The organism is Paenibacillus sp. JCM 10914 (genome assembly GCF_001315105.1).
In the GTDB taxonomy this organism is placed as follows: domain Bacteria; phylum Bacillota; class Bacilli; order Paenibacillales; family Paenibacillaceae; genus Paenibacillus_AQ.
Map to the genome: position 1 here is coordinate 119,975 of NZ_BAZR01000005.1, position 14,433 is coordinate 134,407.

General features: G+C 50.5%; 14 protein-coding genes and 1 pseudogene. 9 read left to right on the forward strand and 6 right to left on the reverse strand.

From position 1 onward, the window contains the following. The first annotated feature begins 121 nt into the window (after window positions 1-121). The 7 genes from JCM10914_RS09065 to JCM10914_RS09095 all read left to right on the forward strand — a co-directional run bounded on the left by JCM10914_RS09065 (window position 122) and on the right by JCM10914_RS09095 (window position 7,724). Window positions 122-1,081 carry a LacI family DNA-binding transcriptional regulator gene (locus JCM10914_RS09065; RefSeq protein WP_023959856.1) on the forward strand — a complete coding sequence of 320 codons (960 nt, stop codon included), beginning with the start codon at window positions 122-124 and terminating at the stop codon, window positions 1,079-1,081. 159 nt (window positions 1,082-1,240) lie between these two features. Continuing rightward, a complete protein-coding gene (locus tag JCM10914_RS09070; RefSeq protein ID WP_023959859.1) occupies window positions 1,241-2,503 on the forward strand; it encodes an ABC transporter substrate-binding protein in 1,263 nt (420 codons plus the stop codon). Between the two features lie 149 nt (window positions 2,504-2,652). Then, entirely contained in the window at window positions 2,653-3,528 is an 876-nt protein-coding gene (locus JCM10914_RS09075; RefSeq protein ID WP_036717572.1) for a carbohydrate ABC transporter permease, read from the forward strand. Then, window positions 3,528-4,364 carry a carbohydrate ABC transporter permease gene (locus JCM10914_RS09080; protein WP_023959862.1) on the forward strand — a complete coding sequence of 279 codons (837 nt, stop codon included), beginning with the start codon at window positions 3,528-3,530 and terminating at the stop codon, window positions 4,362-4,364. Before JCM10914_RS09075 ends, JCM10914_RS09080 begins: the two co-directional genes overlap by 1 nt. After that, entirely contained in the window at window positions 4,361-5,122 is a 762-nt protein-coding gene (locus JCM10914_RS09085; RefSeq protein WP_023959864.1) for a ChbG/HpnK family deacetylase, read from the forward strand. Before JCM10914_RS09080 ends, JCM10914_RS09085 begins: the two co-directional genes overlap by 4 nt. Window positions 5,123-5,170: 48 nt before the next feature. Next, window positions 5,171-6,607 (forward strand): serine hydrolase, encoded by a 1,437-nt coding sequence (locus JCM10914_RS09090; RefSeq protein ID WP_036717490.1) that lies wholly within the window; start codon window positions 5,171-5,173, stop codon window positions 6,605-6,607. 196 nt (window positions 6,608-6,803) lie between these two features. Then, window positions 6,804-7,724, forward strand: coding sequence for a proline dehydrogenase family protein (locus JCM10914_RS09095; RefSeq protein WP_023959868.1), 921 nt, complete (start codon window positions 6,804-6,806; stop codon window positions 7,722-7,724). A 118-nt stretch (window positions 7,725-7,842) separates the two neighbouring features. On the opposite strand, the gene udk is transcribed toward JCM10914_RS09095, so the two are convergent. Then, window positions 7,843-8,478 carry a uridine kinase gene (gene udk / locus JCM10914_RS09100; RefSeq protein WP_023959870.1) on the reverse strand — a complete coding sequence of 212 codons (636 nt, stop codon included), beginning with the start codon at window positions 8,476-8,478 and terminating at the stop codon, window positions 7,843-7,845. A 164-nt stretch (window positions 8,479-8,642) separates the two neighbouring features. Between udk and JCM10914_RS09105 the strand changes: the two genes are divergently transcribed. After that, entirely contained in the window at window positions 8,643-9,368 is a 726-nt protein-coding gene (locus JCM10914_RS09105) for a carbohydrate-binding family 9-like protein (protein ID WP_023959872.1), read from the forward strand. A gap of 26 nt (window positions 9,369-9,394) precedes the next feature. On the opposite strand, the gene JCM10914_RS09110 is transcribed toward JCM10914_RS09105, so the two are convergent. The 4 genes and pseudogenes from JCM10914_RS09110 to fabF all read right to left on the reverse strand — a co-directional run bounded on the left by JCM10914_RS09110 (window position 9,395) and on the right by fabF (window position 12,467). Continuing rightward, on the reverse strand, window positions 9,395-10,201 hold the full coding sequence (locus tag JCM10914_RS09110; protein WP_023959874.1) for an anti-sigma-V factor rsiV: 807 nt from the start codon (window positions 10,199-10,201) through the stop codon (window positions 9,395-9,397). Between the two features lie 63 nt (window positions 10,202-10,264). Next, window positions 10,265-10,783: a sigma-70 family RNA polymerase sigma factor gene (locus JCM10914_RS09115; protein ID WP_023959876.1), complete on the reverse strand. Its 519-nt coding sequence runs from the start codon at window positions 10,781-10,783 to the stop codon at window positions 10,265-10,267. Window positions 10,784-11,007: 224 nt separating this feature from the next. Beyond that, complete coding sequence (locus JCM10914_RS09120) at window positions 11,008-11,196, reverse strand: hypothetical protein (RefSeq protein WP_023959878.1); 189 nt, start codon at window positions 11,194-11,196, stop codon at window positions 11,008-11,010. Between the two features lie 21 nt (window positions 11,197-11,217). Next, window positions 11,218-12,467 (reverse strand): annotated as a pseudogene (fabF, locus tag JCM10914_RS09125) (beta-ketoacyl-ACP synthase II). 144 nt (window positions 12,468-12,611) lie between these two features. Here fabF and JCM10914_RS09130 point away from each other — a divergent pair. Further along, on the forward strand, window positions 12,612-13,469 hold the full coding sequence (locus JCM10914_RS09130) for a helix-turn-helix transcriptional regulator (protein ID WP_023959884.1): 858 nt from the start codon (window positions 12,612-12,614) through the stop codon (window positions 13,467-13,469). Here the strand turns inward: JCM10914_RS09130 and JCM10914_RS09135 are convergent. Next, window positions 13,462-14,304, reverse strand: coding sequence for a phosphatidate cytidylyltransferase (locus JCM10914_RS09135; protein ID WP_370570229.1), 843 nt, complete (start codon window positions 14,302-14,304; stop codon window positions 13,462-13,464). The two genes, JCM10914_RS09130 and JCM10914_RS09135, sit on opposite strands and share 8 nt — an antisense overlap. Between the last annotated feature and the right edge of the window lie 129 nt (window positions 14,305-14,433).

Here is a 14,433-nt window from a genome sequence, read left to right on the forward strand (position 1 = left end):
TATGATAAAAGAGGCTGCCTTGGGCAGCTTCTTTTTTTGCACAAGTACATAAGTAAATTTTATTAAAAATAAATAAGTGTTATACTAAATTTACTAACGCCTTAGAAAGGGGATTGGATGAATGAGTAATCTAAAGGAGATCGCTAAACTTGCGGGAGTCTCGGTATCCACCGTGTCCAATGTTCTGAACGGGCGCAAAAATGTCGGCCAAGAGACAAGAGAGCGAGTACTGCGCATTAGCTCCGAGCACGGATATTATCCACATAAATCAACGAAGTCGGATAAGAGCAATACAATCATTTTTGTGTTCAGCGACTTTGACCGCGATTATTATTTAAAGATTATCAAGGGCATTAGCCACTGTCTGAATGAGAACGGTTACGACCTGATCATCTGTACGAATAAATCGAGCATTAATTTTATGCGCAGCAAATTTGCAAGCGGTACCATTAGCTTGGATCGGAATATGACGGATGAATATCTGATATCTGTGGCGACACCGCAATTTCCGGTCGTGCTGATGGATCGGATAATTGATAACGAATACGCTTATACTAAGAGCGTGATCATTGACAATTACCCCGTGATGTGTGAAATGGTACAGACTTTGGTTAATAAGAACTACAAGAGCTACGGATTTATCGGAGGGCTGGAGTTCACGCTGGATCACAAAGAGCGGTATGCGGGTTTTACCGACACGCTCGAGAAGAATGGCATCGCATTTGACCGGCGTCACTACTTCCACGGGGACTATAGCGAAGAAAGCGGCTATCAAGCAGCGAAAATCATGATACTAAGCAACTCACTGCCGGAGGTGCTGGTGTGCGCGAACGATAATATGGCGCTTGGCGCAATCAAGGCTTTCGAGGAGGGGGGGCTCAGTATTCCGGAAGATATCTCAGTTACCGGGTTCGATAATACCGAAGCAGCAGCGATGGCCGGCCTCACCACAATCGCGATTCCTCGCTATGAGAGCGGTTATTTAGCGGCTAAAGAGCTGCTTGAGATGATCAATGGCACGACGGGAAAAGAACCCTTCAAACTTAATGCTACGATTCAATGGCGCAAAACAGTAAAATAGGACGAGTTGTATTAGTAAAACAATTAATATTTTACTTAATTTTTTACTGAGTACTTTATGAAAACGCGTACAAATTTTATTGACATTCGCTGTGAATCACCATATGATGGGTTTGTAAACGTTTTACTTTAAAGAGTCCTTAAAGGGGAGGCATGCAACATGGGTAAAGTAAAAAAAGTGTTAAGTATACTAACGGCAACCACTTTGGTTGCGGCACTGGCTGCATGTGGTGGTACATCGAATAATAATGCCGGAGCAGGGTCTGGCGAGGAGCAGCTCAAGAAAATTACGCTGTTCCAGTCAAAGGTAGAAATCACGGAACCTCTGGAAGCATTGGTTAAGACGTATAAAGAAGAGACCGGCAACGAGGTTGAAATCTGGGGCGCAGCCGGCGATGCTTACAGTCAACAGCTAGTCTCCAAGTTGGGGAGCAATCAAGGCCCTACCATCTTTAGCGTTGCTCAAGGACCCGAATCGGAAAGATTGAAGTCCTATTTCGCGGATCTGAGTAATGAAGAGTATGTTAAGAATATCGCGCCGGACATGGACTTGAAGGTTGACGATAAAGTTGTCGGCGTTCCATACGGGGTTGAGGGCTTTGGCTTGGTGTACAACAAGGAGTTGGTTGACCCTGCGAATGTGAAGGACCTCAATTCCTTCACCAGCACAATGGAGCAATTAAAGGCGGACGGTATTAATGGTCTAAGCCTGTCCCAGGAAGCCTATTTCCTGATTGGTCATATCATCAATACACCGTTTGCCCTTCAGGAGGATCCGCTTGCTTACATTGAGCAGTTGAACAAAGGCGAAGTGAAGATGGCAGACACGAAGGCGTTCCAGGAATGGGCGAAGTTCATGGAAGTCATCAGAGCTAATGCCAAGAACCCGATGGAAGTGAAGTACGATACTCAGATGGGTGACTTTGCAACAGGCAAAACCGCGATGGTGCATCAAGGGAACTGGAGCTATTCCATGCTTGAGGATTTCGGGGATTTTGCTTCCAACGTTGGCATGATGCCATTCCCGCTCGAAGGTAATGACAAGATTGCCGTCGGGGTTGCAAGTTATTGGGTCGTTAACAACCAGGCTGACGAAGCGGAAGTTAAGGCAGCGAACGCATTCTTGAACTGGTTGTTTACAAGCGACACCGGTAAAAAAGCCATCGTGGACGATTTCAAATTCATCCCTGCGATGACGAATATTGAAGCAGGCGACCTGGATCCATTGTCGCAGGCCGTCCATGAAGCAACCGTGAACGGAGAGACGATCACATGGCCGCTCAACTTCTTCCCGTCCGGCATTATCACGAATGACCTGGCACCTGCAGCTCAGGAGTTCTTCATGAATGCAGGCATGACGGGTGAGCAATTCCTGCAGAAGCTGGATGAAGTGTGGGCGAAAGCTCGAAGTAAGTGGTTCTAAGCTTACCAATGGGTACAAATAATTTATGATGCAAAAGCCTAGCCTCTGACGCTAAATTTCATGAGCGTTAGGCTTTTGTTTTTTCAAATCAGAGGCGTTGATCTTGTTTCATGGCTGTAGGATCACCCGGACGGAAAGAAGGTATGGATGTGAGCAGAAGAAAGGACAAAGCCTGGTTTGCTTTATTTACGGGGCCGCTGCTATTCATTTTTACAACGGTTGTCATCATCCCGTTCATTATCGGCATCGTGTACTCCTTCGTAAAATGGGATGGCATTCCTGCTAACGAGAAAGTGTTTGTCGGATTCGACAATTACGTTGCGTTATTCCAGGACGACCGATTTATGTCATCTGCGTGGCATACGGTACAATTTACGCTGCTAGCCCTCGTATGTGTCAACATACTTGGACTTGCGTTTGCCCTGCTTGTGACGACGAAACTCCGTTCGCGCAATGCGGCGCGCACCATGTTCTTTATGCCGAATCTGATCGGCGGTTTGATCCTCGGTTATATCTGGCAGTTTATTTTTACGGATGCTTTTAGTTTTATCGGCGAGAAGACGGGCTTCGATAGCGTGTTCTTCAATTGGCTGCTGCATCCTCAGTTTGCATTGTATGCGATTGTCGCGGTATTTACCTGGCAGCTTGCCGGTTACACGATGATTATCTATATCGCGGGAATTCAAGGAATACCCGACGATCTGATGGAGGCGGCGAAGGTGGATGGAGCGAATATGTGGCAGCGTCTGCGGCGTATCGTGTTCCCGCTGCTAATGCCTTCCTTTACGATCTGTTTGTTCCTGACCCTGTCAGGTGCTTTCAAAATATACGACGTGAACCTCTCCTTGACGAAGGGCGGCCCGAGCAATGCAACGGAAATGTTCGCTATGAATATTTTCAATGAAATCTTTGCATACGGAAATTACGGATTAGGTCAAGCGAAAGCGATCATTTTCTTTATCATTGTAGCGGGATTGACCTTGACTCAAGTCATCATTACGAAGAGAAGAGAGGTGCAGATGTAATGAAGAAAACAGGGAAGTGGCTGCTCGACATCCTGCTGTTCCTCTTTGCGCTTGTCTTCTTGTCCCCTGTGTTTATCATGCTGATCAACTCGTTCAAGAATCGGGCGGAGCTGTACGAGAATGCACTCGCGCTGCCTTCCTCATTCAGCTTCGAGTACTACAAATCAGCGATGGAGAAGATGAATTACTTCACGGCACTAGGCAACTCACTGTATGTTACCATTCTGTCCGTGCTCTTCGTGATTGTGCTGGCTTCCATGACGGCATGGATGCTGGTCCGGACGGATAACAAGCTGAGTAAATTTATCTTCTTGTTATTCGTGGCGACGATGCTTATTCCATTCCAGACGCTGATGATGCCGTTGATGCAGGTGATGGATTGGATTCGCAGCAATCTGCACATCCCGATGCTGAATACGCATGAGGGCCTAATCTACATGAATATCGGCTTTACGTCGAGTATGGCGGTATTCCTGTACCATGGATTCATCAAATCGGTACCGATTGCGCTGGAAGAAGCGGCGACACTGGATGGCTGCTCGAAGATGGGCGTGTTCTGGCGAATCGTCTTCCCACTCCTGACGAATATTACCGTGACGATCGCCATTCTGAATGTGATGGCCCTGTGGAATGACTACCTTCTCCCGTCCCTTGCCTTATCGGACAAAGGGCTGCGTACGATTCCACTCTCGACCTTCTATTTCTTCGGTGAGTTTACGATTGTGTGGAACCAGGCGATGGCGGGTCTCACGCTGACCATTATTCCGGTCGTTATCTTCTACATCTTTGCACAGAAATACATCATCAAGGGCATTGCGGCAGGCGCGGTTAAATGAGAAGTATCATTACGCGGGCTGATGATCTGGCCTCGAGCCGCTCGGCCAACGAAGCGATTGCGAAGGTGGTAGATGCCGGCTTTATCCGAAATGTCTCGATCATGGCGCCCGGGCCATATCTGGAAGAGGCCGCGAAGCTGTTATCGCACCGGGAGGATATCTGTTTCGGATTCCACATGACGCTGAATGCCGAATGGGATCAAATGCGCTGGGGACCTGTAACCGCGAAGGAGCAGGTCCCTTCGCTTATCGATCGGGAAGGTTTTTTCCATCAGGATCCTAGCTGGTTCGTTCAGCATCCACCTTCGGTGGATGAGATTATTAAAGAATGCGAAGCGCAGTTGAATCGACTGATGAGGGTTGGATTCACGATAACGTATGCCGATTCTCACATGCTGCCGGAACGATTCATGCCGGGGCTCCAAGCGGAATTGGATCGCTGGATAGTCGCGAAGGGGCTGATCAACCATCGGTATTTTTATAAGATGTTCCCTGGGGACATGCCGGAAGATCATGAGCAATTCGAGCGCGTGCTAGCTAAACTGCAAGACGGTCAGTATTTCCTCTTGTCCCATCCATCACTGTATTCCGCCGAGATGAGGCTATGCGGCAACGCTCAGGTGGACGGTGAGGAATTGGCGCGTGGCCGTGCCAAGGAAACCGCGTTTCTGGCGCAAGAAGGTCTGATCCGGATAAGTGAACATTATGACTGCCGTGTGATACGATACGATGAAGCGGTTCCATTAAATGGTGTATAATGGAGGCGTAATGATCATCTTCTATTCCGGAGGGAGCGGGTGTCGCACATGAATATGAACACGATTCAATCATTGCCAAGAAGTACCCCCGAACAACAAGGAATTTCATCAGAAGCCATTGAGCATTTCATTCGGGCTATACAGGACAAGGAAATGGAATTGCACAGTTTTATGCTGCTTCGTCATGGTCAGGTTGTGGCAGAAGCATGGTGGGATCCATACCAGGCGGCTCGACCTCATATGTTGTTCTCGCTAAGCAAGAGCTTCACCTCGACCGCCATCGGCCAGTTGGCAGAGGAAGGCCGAATTTCCGTTGACGATCATGTCATCGCTTTCTTTCCGGAAGAGGCGCCGCAGGAGCCGTGTGTGAATCTGGCCGCCATGACCATCCGGGATCTGCTTATGATGGGAACCGGGCATGCGGTAGAGCCGCCGCTGCAGACGGAGAATTGGGTGTCCGATTTCCTGAATCACCCTGTGGAGCATGAGCCTGGAACGCATTTTGTATACAACAGTGCAGCTACATATATGTTATCCGCTATTTTGCAGAAAGTAACGGGCGAGACCCTGCTGGATTATTTGCAGCCCCGCTTGTTAGAGCCGCTTGGTATTGACGGAGCAACCTGGGAAAGTTGTCCGAAGGGGATTCATGCCGGAGGCTGGGGACTCAGCATACGTACCGAAGATATCGCCAAATTCGGCCAGTTATACTTGCAATTGGGAGAGTGGGGTGGCCGCCAGCTTGTACCGGCTGCCTGGATCAAGGAAGCAACCTCCATTCAGATAGCCAACGGACCGGCGGATTCGACTTCGGACTGGACCGAGGGCTACGGTTACCAGTTCTGGATGTGCCGTCACGGTGCTTATCGTGGAGACGGGGCGTTCGGCCAGTATTGCATCGTTCATCCTGAGCTTGATGCCGTGATTGCGATCACTTCGGGTCTTGGAGATATGCAGGAACCGCTGAATCAGGTGTGGCGGCATCTATTGCCCGCGATGGGTCCGGAAGAACGGCCGGCGAATGACGAAGCGCAAGCGTCGCTTGCAAGGCTGCTCGAGGGTCTTCAGCTTACCCCGCCGCAGCATAGCCTTAGCTCGCCGCTCGAATCCGAGGTCGCTGGTATTATCTACGATCTGGAAGAGAACGAGGATGGACTGCACACGTTCTCGGTTCGATTCACGGAAGAAGGGGCGGTGCTGAATGTTAGCGGCAAGCATACCAACTTCGACGATGTATCGATGGGCCGGAATGAATGGGTCCACGGAGCGGTAAGGTTTGATACGCCGGAAGATAATGCGGCCTGCTCCTCCATGACCTGGCGAGATGAGCAGACGTTGATATTGACGATCCGGTTAATTGAAACACCGTTCTATCAGACAGCGGAGTGCACTTTCGGTGAGAATAGCGTTCATCTGTCGGTCTGGATGAACGAATCCTTTCAGGGCAGGGTCACGAAGGAAATTCAAGGTAAAGCCAGAGTGTAAATAGCATAAGACGTAAATTAGAAGACGTAAGCCCCTCCAAGCTCCTACAGGAGGGGCTTTTTGGCATGTGCTATTTTAGATTCAGTTTCGTAATCGCTTTACGAGAAAGGTTTGTCTCCCAGCATGCCGATCCAATTTTTGCATATGAGTTAAGGTAGGGGTTTATTCCGTATATCATTCGGAAGGGGGCGCACGCATGGACGGAACCGAGCTTTACCGTAAAGTGATCCTGACGGTGTCGGGCAATATATTCGTGAAATGGCTGTCGATCAAGTATGGAAAGAAGCTGGCAAGCCGATTTATCGCCGGCGATACGTTGGATGAAGCGCTTGATGAGATCGAGAGGCTGAACGCCAAAGGCATTCTCGTGACGTTGGATCATCTGGGCGAGGGTATTCGCTCGCTGGATGAAGCGGCAGGGTATCGGGAGGAATACTTACGGCTTGTAGAGGGAATCGCGAACCGAGGCGTGCAATCGAACATATCGCTTAAGCCGACGCAGATGGGCATGGCACTCGATGCGGACACGGCGTACCAGAACATTAAATCGGTTGTGCGAAAGGCACAGGAGCACGGGAACTTTGTGCGGCTGGATATGGAGGATTCGCCGTATACGCAGGCGACGATCGACATGACGCTTCGGCTTCATAAGGAGGGTTTCACCAATGTTGGAACCGTGATGCAGGCATATCTATTCCGTACCGAGGCCGACGTGCAAGATCTGATGGGCGCGGGCGTGAATCTGCGGCTCGTCAAGGGAGCATACAAGGAGGCGGGGACGATCGCCTACCAGAAGAAAGAGGACGTGATTGATAACTATAAGAGGATCATTAAGCTGCATTTCGATCAAGGCGCGTATACGGCGGTGGCCTCTCACGATGATCGTATTATCGACTGGGTCAAGGTATTTGCTGAGCAAGCACGAATCGATAAACAAGGCTTCGAATTCCAGATGCTGTACGGATTGCGGATGAATGATCAAGCAGCGCTTGCGAAGGATGGTTATCGTATTCGTTGCTATATGCCCTATGGAACGATGTGGTATCCGTACTTTACGCGACGGCTGGCGGAGAAGCCGGCAAACTTGATGATGGTGCTGAAAAATATGTTCAAGTGAGTAATAGCAAGGCTGGCAAGACCGCTTCCACTAAAGCGATATGCCTGAATAACGGCATAACGAACAACAAACCCGCCGACCTGTGCCCAGGACTGCGGGTTTGTACGCACTTAACGATTTATGAATCGAATGATGAAGGGTCGCCGCTCAAGTATTTCTCGGTTAACACCGAGAGCAACTGAATCCCGACTTCATTCTGCCCGCCTTCGGGTATAATGAGGTCGGCGTATTTCTTGGAAGGCTCAATGAAGGCTTCGTGCATCGGTTTCACCGTGGTCAGATACTGGTGATGGATCGACTGGATGGTGCGGCCCCGGTCCTCGATGTCGCGAATGACCCTGCGCAGAACGCGCACATCCGGGTCCGTGTCCACAAATACTTTGATGTTAAGCAGCTTGCGCAAGTTCTCATCCGACAGTACGTGCAGTCCTTCGATAATGACAATGCTGCTCGGCTTCAGCTCCACTGTCTGGTCGGAATATCGGGCGTGCTTCGTAAAGTCGTACACGGGGGCGTACGCGGTTTGCCCCGCCTTCAGTAGGCCAAGATGCTCGACCAACAACTCATTGTCAAAGGCAAAGGGGTGATCGTAGTTGATCTTCTCGCGTTCTGCGAAACTGCGATCCTTATGATCCTTGTAATAATTATCTTGCGAAATGAAAGTTACTTTATCTGAACCCAGACGATCAATGACAGAGCGGGCAACCGTGGTTTTACCCGATCCGGTGCCGCCGGCGATACCTATAATGAGCATGCGAATCCATAATCCTCCCTAGCGTTGGCAATTTTATTATTGTAACACAGCGTGTTTGATATTTCATTATGCGACCATTTCCATTCTATTCAAGTGTACCATGACAAACATATAGCTAACACCTTCTTCATGCATTAAGATGAGGGGTATAGAAAGTTATAAGCATGGGGGTGATTACGATTCAACCTGGACAAGCTGTTCCCGTATATGAATGTAGGCCGGTCGTGTTCAGAACGCCTGCGGAAATGGGAGAAGGTGACATACGACATATCGACTGGGAGCGCTATGAAGCGGCTGCGCTTACGGATACGGTCACCGGACTTACTGTGAGAGAAGCAACGGAAGTACGGGCATGCTGGAGCTCCGAGTGGGTCTACGTGCTGTTTACATGCCGGGACGCCCATGTTGTATCAAACTTTCAACACCGGGACGATCCTTTGTATGAGCAGGATGTCGTCGAATTATTCATTGATGAGGTGAAGGCGGGCACCGAGTATATTGAACTTGAGGTCAGCCCGCACAATGTGGTGTTTGACGCGCGGATCTGGAATGACGGCCATAGATCCATTACGGCCAGTGATGTGTCATGGGATATGGAAGGACTCGAGACTGCTGTGAAGCATGATGCCGACGGGGGTTGGACATGTGAAATTCGCATTCCCACTCATCATTTCCTGGCGTTGCCTTGTTCGGGGCGCAGTTGGAACGTGAACTTCTACCGGATCGATGAGGACCCGCAAGGTCCCGTGAATTCCAGGCATGGAGTCCGACGGGAGAGGTCAATTACCACATTCCGTCCCGATTCGGCAAACTGGTGTTCGTCGATTAGCTGTGGACGGGCCGGCGGCGACAACACCCCGATCCAGTACGGATCGGGGTGTTGTTTTTGATTCAGCTAAGAAGACGATGACGCGAACTATTTAATGTATTCATGGCTAACCAATAGATCGGCAATAGCCTCGGTTGGAATGGTGAATTCCACCACGCCCATATAACCAGGTGCTACGTCATATTCGTTGAAGCTGATGACCAGCTTGCCTTCGGGATTAATGTAGAAGCTCTGCTCCATGGTGATGGACTTGAATTGATCTTCCGGCATTTCCGGCTGAGCGTCGGGCTGCTCTACCCAGTAGATTTTGTCCGGATTGGCGGACATCTGCTCGCGCATTTGTTGTTTGATATGATCGCTGATGGCGCTAATATAGCTCTCGTCCTTAAACAAGCTCGGTAGCGTGATCACGATATGATTTACTTTATCGATCGTATCATACTGCCGGGACTCAGCCGAGCCGCCTGCGAATTCAACCACGTAGCGCCGAAGGGTTAGCAGTTGTTCGTTATCCGTCACCACTTCATAGCCGCTATCGAGTCCCAGGTGACCGCCGCCTTCCTTCAACGCGGCCACCTCATCCTTGAAAGTTTCATACAGCTGCTTGTTCTCAGTCAGATACTTACTGTTTAATGCCTGCTCCAGCTCTTCATCGCCCAGATTCACAATTCCCGGCGTTTCCATATGAATCTCGGTCTGTTCATCGCGCTCAGCGTAATCGCGGACGGTCACGACTTTGAATAGATTACCGAGAACGGGTACATCGGACATGGCCTGCGCGAAGGCAGGACTTGTATTTACGCCGGCAATTAGCAGAATGCAGGCGGCTGTGACACTTGCCAGCCATGACAGGGACTTATTTTTCCGCCGTCTGGCCGCAATCGTCTTATTCACGACCGAGCTTAGCTCGTCAGGGATGGGGGGTGTTCGTATTCGTCCTTGAATTTCTTCAATTTGTCATCCAAGTTGGTGCTCCTCCTCTTGTTCATGTTCGCCTAGATTCACTCGTAACCGCTGTAGCCCCTGATATAACCTCGTCTTCACCGTACTGAGATTTTCCTGCAGAACATCCGCGATTTCTTCTATTTTCATATCCTCAAAATAACGGAGAATGATCACGACCCGGTATTTCTCCGGCAGTTCCTCAAGGGAACGGGCCAGGTCCAGGTTCGGATACCGATCTTGACTGCTGGGCAGCACAAGCTCCAAATGCTCGTCGTCCATAACATGGACTCTCCTCTGCTTTCGAAGGTAATCCAGGGAAGTGGTCACCACAATTCGGAAAAACCAGCTGCGCAGCGAACCCGTCTGCTTCAGCTTCTCCATCGAGAGGAACGCCTTGTGGATGGCATCCTGCACGATATCGAGTGCATCCTCTTTGTTGCGGACATAACTGTAGGCCAGCCGGTAGGCGTTCTCTTGGTTATCGGTTATGCATTGAATCAGAAGCTTCTCCAGCCTCTTTGTACCTCTCATTTGAATAGGACACTCCTTATGGACCGCGCGGGTAACCCTCAATTGCAATTGCCTTTCAGATGCAGGACGTGCGAGCCTGCCAAAAAGTTTGAACGAACGTAAAAAGTATTAGCTTGCGTATATTCTCATAATCCGCGCCACACTACCATTTGGCAACAAGTAAAAGACCCCAGCCGTAACGGCGGGGTTCCTTAGATCTAAATCGGATGTAGTTGTAATCGCCCTTAGTGTCCCGGCTTAGGGGTTACGCTGTCCATGTATTCCATCGCACTGAAGGCGATCAGGAACAGCGTCATGATAATTAAAGCGATCCCGATCCAGAGCAGGAATCGATCGGTGGGACCAGTTCTTCTGGATCTCCCGACGAATAGGATGCCGAGGAGCAGGAATACAATAGAAAATACAATGATCATCGGTGGTGGGTCCTTTCATCTTCAAACAGAATGAGTGTTGATATATTTCTGGATGATGATGGCTGAATTATGACCGCCGAAGCCGAATGAATTGGACATGCCAATGTTAAGCGTTGCGGTTCTGGCCACGTTCGGTACATAATCCAGATCACATCCAGGATCAGGTTGATCCAAGTTTATGGTAGGCGGAATGACGCCATTTTGCAAGGCCTTCACAAGCGCAATCGCCTGCACGCCGCCGGAGGCGCCCAGCATATGACCTGTCATGGACTTGTTGGCCGTAACCGGAATGCGGTAGGCGGTATCGCCGAACACCTGTTTAATCGCCGTTGTCTCCGAGCGGTCGCCGATGACGGTGCTCGTCGCATGCGCGCTGATCACGTCGATATCGGACGGGGAGAGATCTGCCTCCTGCAGGGCGAGTCTCATCGCCCGCGCTGCGCCATTGCCGTCCTCTGGCGTAGCAACCATATGATAGGCGTCCGAGCTGGCGCCATACCCGATCACTTCAGCCAGGATGGTGGCACCTCGGCTTTGGGCATGGGAGAGCGATTCCAGTATCAGGATGCCGGCTCCTTCAGCCATGACAAAGCGTCGCGCGCCGAATCGAACGGACGGCTGGCCCGGGTCGGTTCCTCGTTGCGGGTAGAGAGCGCGGTCGCGTTAGCGAAGCTGGCCAGTGAGATGTCGGTCAGGGCTGCTTCCGCTCCCCCGGCGATGATAATATCCGAGCGACCCGCCTGAATATGATAGAACGCCTCGCCAATCGCGGTGTTGCCGATGGAGCATGCCGTAACCGGAGCGAGAGTGGGACCGAGCGCTCCGTAATGGATACTGATCATGGCGGCCGCCATATTCGGAATCATCATCGGTACCAGCGTTGGGCTTATGCGTTCCGGACCGCGGGAAGCGAGCGTCTCGCTCTGATTCATCAACGTTTGGATTCCCCCGATGCCGGAGCCGACGTATACCCCCATACGTTCCCGGTTGATCTGTGCCAGGTCAAGCCCGGAACTGGTCATGGCTTGTTCTGCAGCGGCCAGCGCGAACTGACAGAAGCGATCCATTCGGCGCGCCTCTTTGGCACCGAACAGGGCAGACGAATCGAATTCCTTGACGCTGCCCGCAATTCTCACCTTTTGCCTGGATGTATCAAAAGCATCTATAAAGGTAATACCGGATTCGCCTCGGTGAAGTCTTGTCCAGAATGTATCTACATCATGGCCCAGCGGCGAAATGACGCCCATACCTGTGATAACGACTCGTTCCATGGGAATTAGCCTCCTCTAGACTTTATAATTTGTTGATCTTATGGTTATAATGTCACTTATTATATCCTATTACAAGATATCGTTTATCCTAGTATAATTACTGCTATTCTAAATTTAGATCAACGAAAGAGGGGGAGCTCCGAGGTGAATTCTCAAGTCAGGCTACAGGCATTGTCAGCATTTCTGAAGGGGCAACGTGCGAAGATCTCGCCAGAGTCCGTGGGCTTGCCTGCCGGGACCAGGCGCAGAACACCCGGCCTGCGCCGGGAAGAAGTAGCCCAGCTTGCCGGCGTTAGCACGACCTGGTATACGTGGCTGGAGCAAGGGCGAGACATTCAAGTATCGCCATCCGTGCTGGATTGCGTCGCTACTGCGCTGCAACTCAACGCGGATGAGCGCAGATACTTGTTCTCCCTAGCGTCGGAGAGCAGTATGGAGTCTTATCCGGTTAGGCAGGAGACGGTGCAGATCAGCCCCTCCTTACAGAAGATCATCACCGAGCTTAAGCATTGCCCGGTGATGATCTCAGACCGTATGTGCAACATTGTAGGCTGGAACCGAGCAGCGGCTTGCGTCTTTCTGGATTTTGACCGGATTCCACCAGAAGAGCGCAATATGATCCGGCTGCTGTTCACGCGCAGGGAATTCCAGCGGCTGGCGGTCAATTGGGAGCAGTTCGCCAGCTCATTCCTGTCCATGTTCCGAAGCTATTACGGCCAGTACGTCGAAGATGAATGGTATGATCATTTTCTGGAGGAGATGAAGCAGGGGCATCCAGACTTCAACCGAATGTGGGAGCAGAGCCAGGTCAGCTATGCTCCGGAGGTGCATTTGGAGTTCAGGCATGCGAAGGCGGGCAAGATGGTGTATGAGCTTACCTCGCTCAAGGCATATGGCGCGGATGATTTGCGTTTAAGCATCTATACGCCTGCACCTGACACGAATACGGAGGCCAAGTTACGGCAGCTGATGGAAGACAAACAGACGGGTAGCCCTACATGAAATCGTAGAAATATCGAATGAAGTGGAAGAAGACAGGTGAGGTATAGGTCAAGCTGTCCACGATGCTGATATAGCCTTTCTTCATCGCACGAGACTTGTCCCCGTCACCGATCAGCAGATCCCTTTTCAAAACCGAGATGGTCAAGCTGCCAAAGAAACCGCTCAAGCTGATGAGCATCCCGGAATATAATCCGAATGCTGGGTCAAGCGGGGTTAGATACGGATAGATCATATACGATACGGCTGTCGTCATGAGAAAGGCACAGACGAACCCTTCCCAGGTCAGGTACGGATTGGCCGTCGGTACGATTTTGCGTTTCCCGAAATAACGGGAGGTTACGTGGTGAATCATATCTCCAAGCGTAGTCAAGATCACTAGGTAGAGGACAATACCGGCGCCGTAAGCAGGGGTTGCAAATTGGAAAAAGGCGAGGTGACTAAGTCCGAACACCATGAGCATGAGCCCCCACTGGGTTGAGCTGACGCTTCTGAGAAAACCGTTGGTCCCTTTATTGATCAGTCGCGGAAGCGGCAGGAAGAGGAACACGTAGACGGGAATGAACACGATGAACATTCCGTACCATTCGATAAAGATCCAGTAGAACTGAACGGGAATCGATAAATACGCCCACAGATACAGTCTGCGGTCATGCTTGCGCGATTTGATCATGGAGAAGTATTCCTTCAAGGCGAAGAAGGCGAGTACCATGATCGAGAGCAGGGCCACGACCTTGTTGAACAAGGTAGCCATACTCACAATGAAGAACATGCCCCACCAGGCACGGATTCGCGCCTGCGTCATGCCGTCGCCTTGATCCGGGCGGTTGCGCTTCATCCAGCGGTAGGTAAAGTGAATCATCGATAGGAAGAGACATATCAAGATCAAAGTTATGATTGTGCTGTTCATGGCATCACCAACTTATCGTGAGGGTAGGATTCGGTAAAAAGCATCATATGATATTAT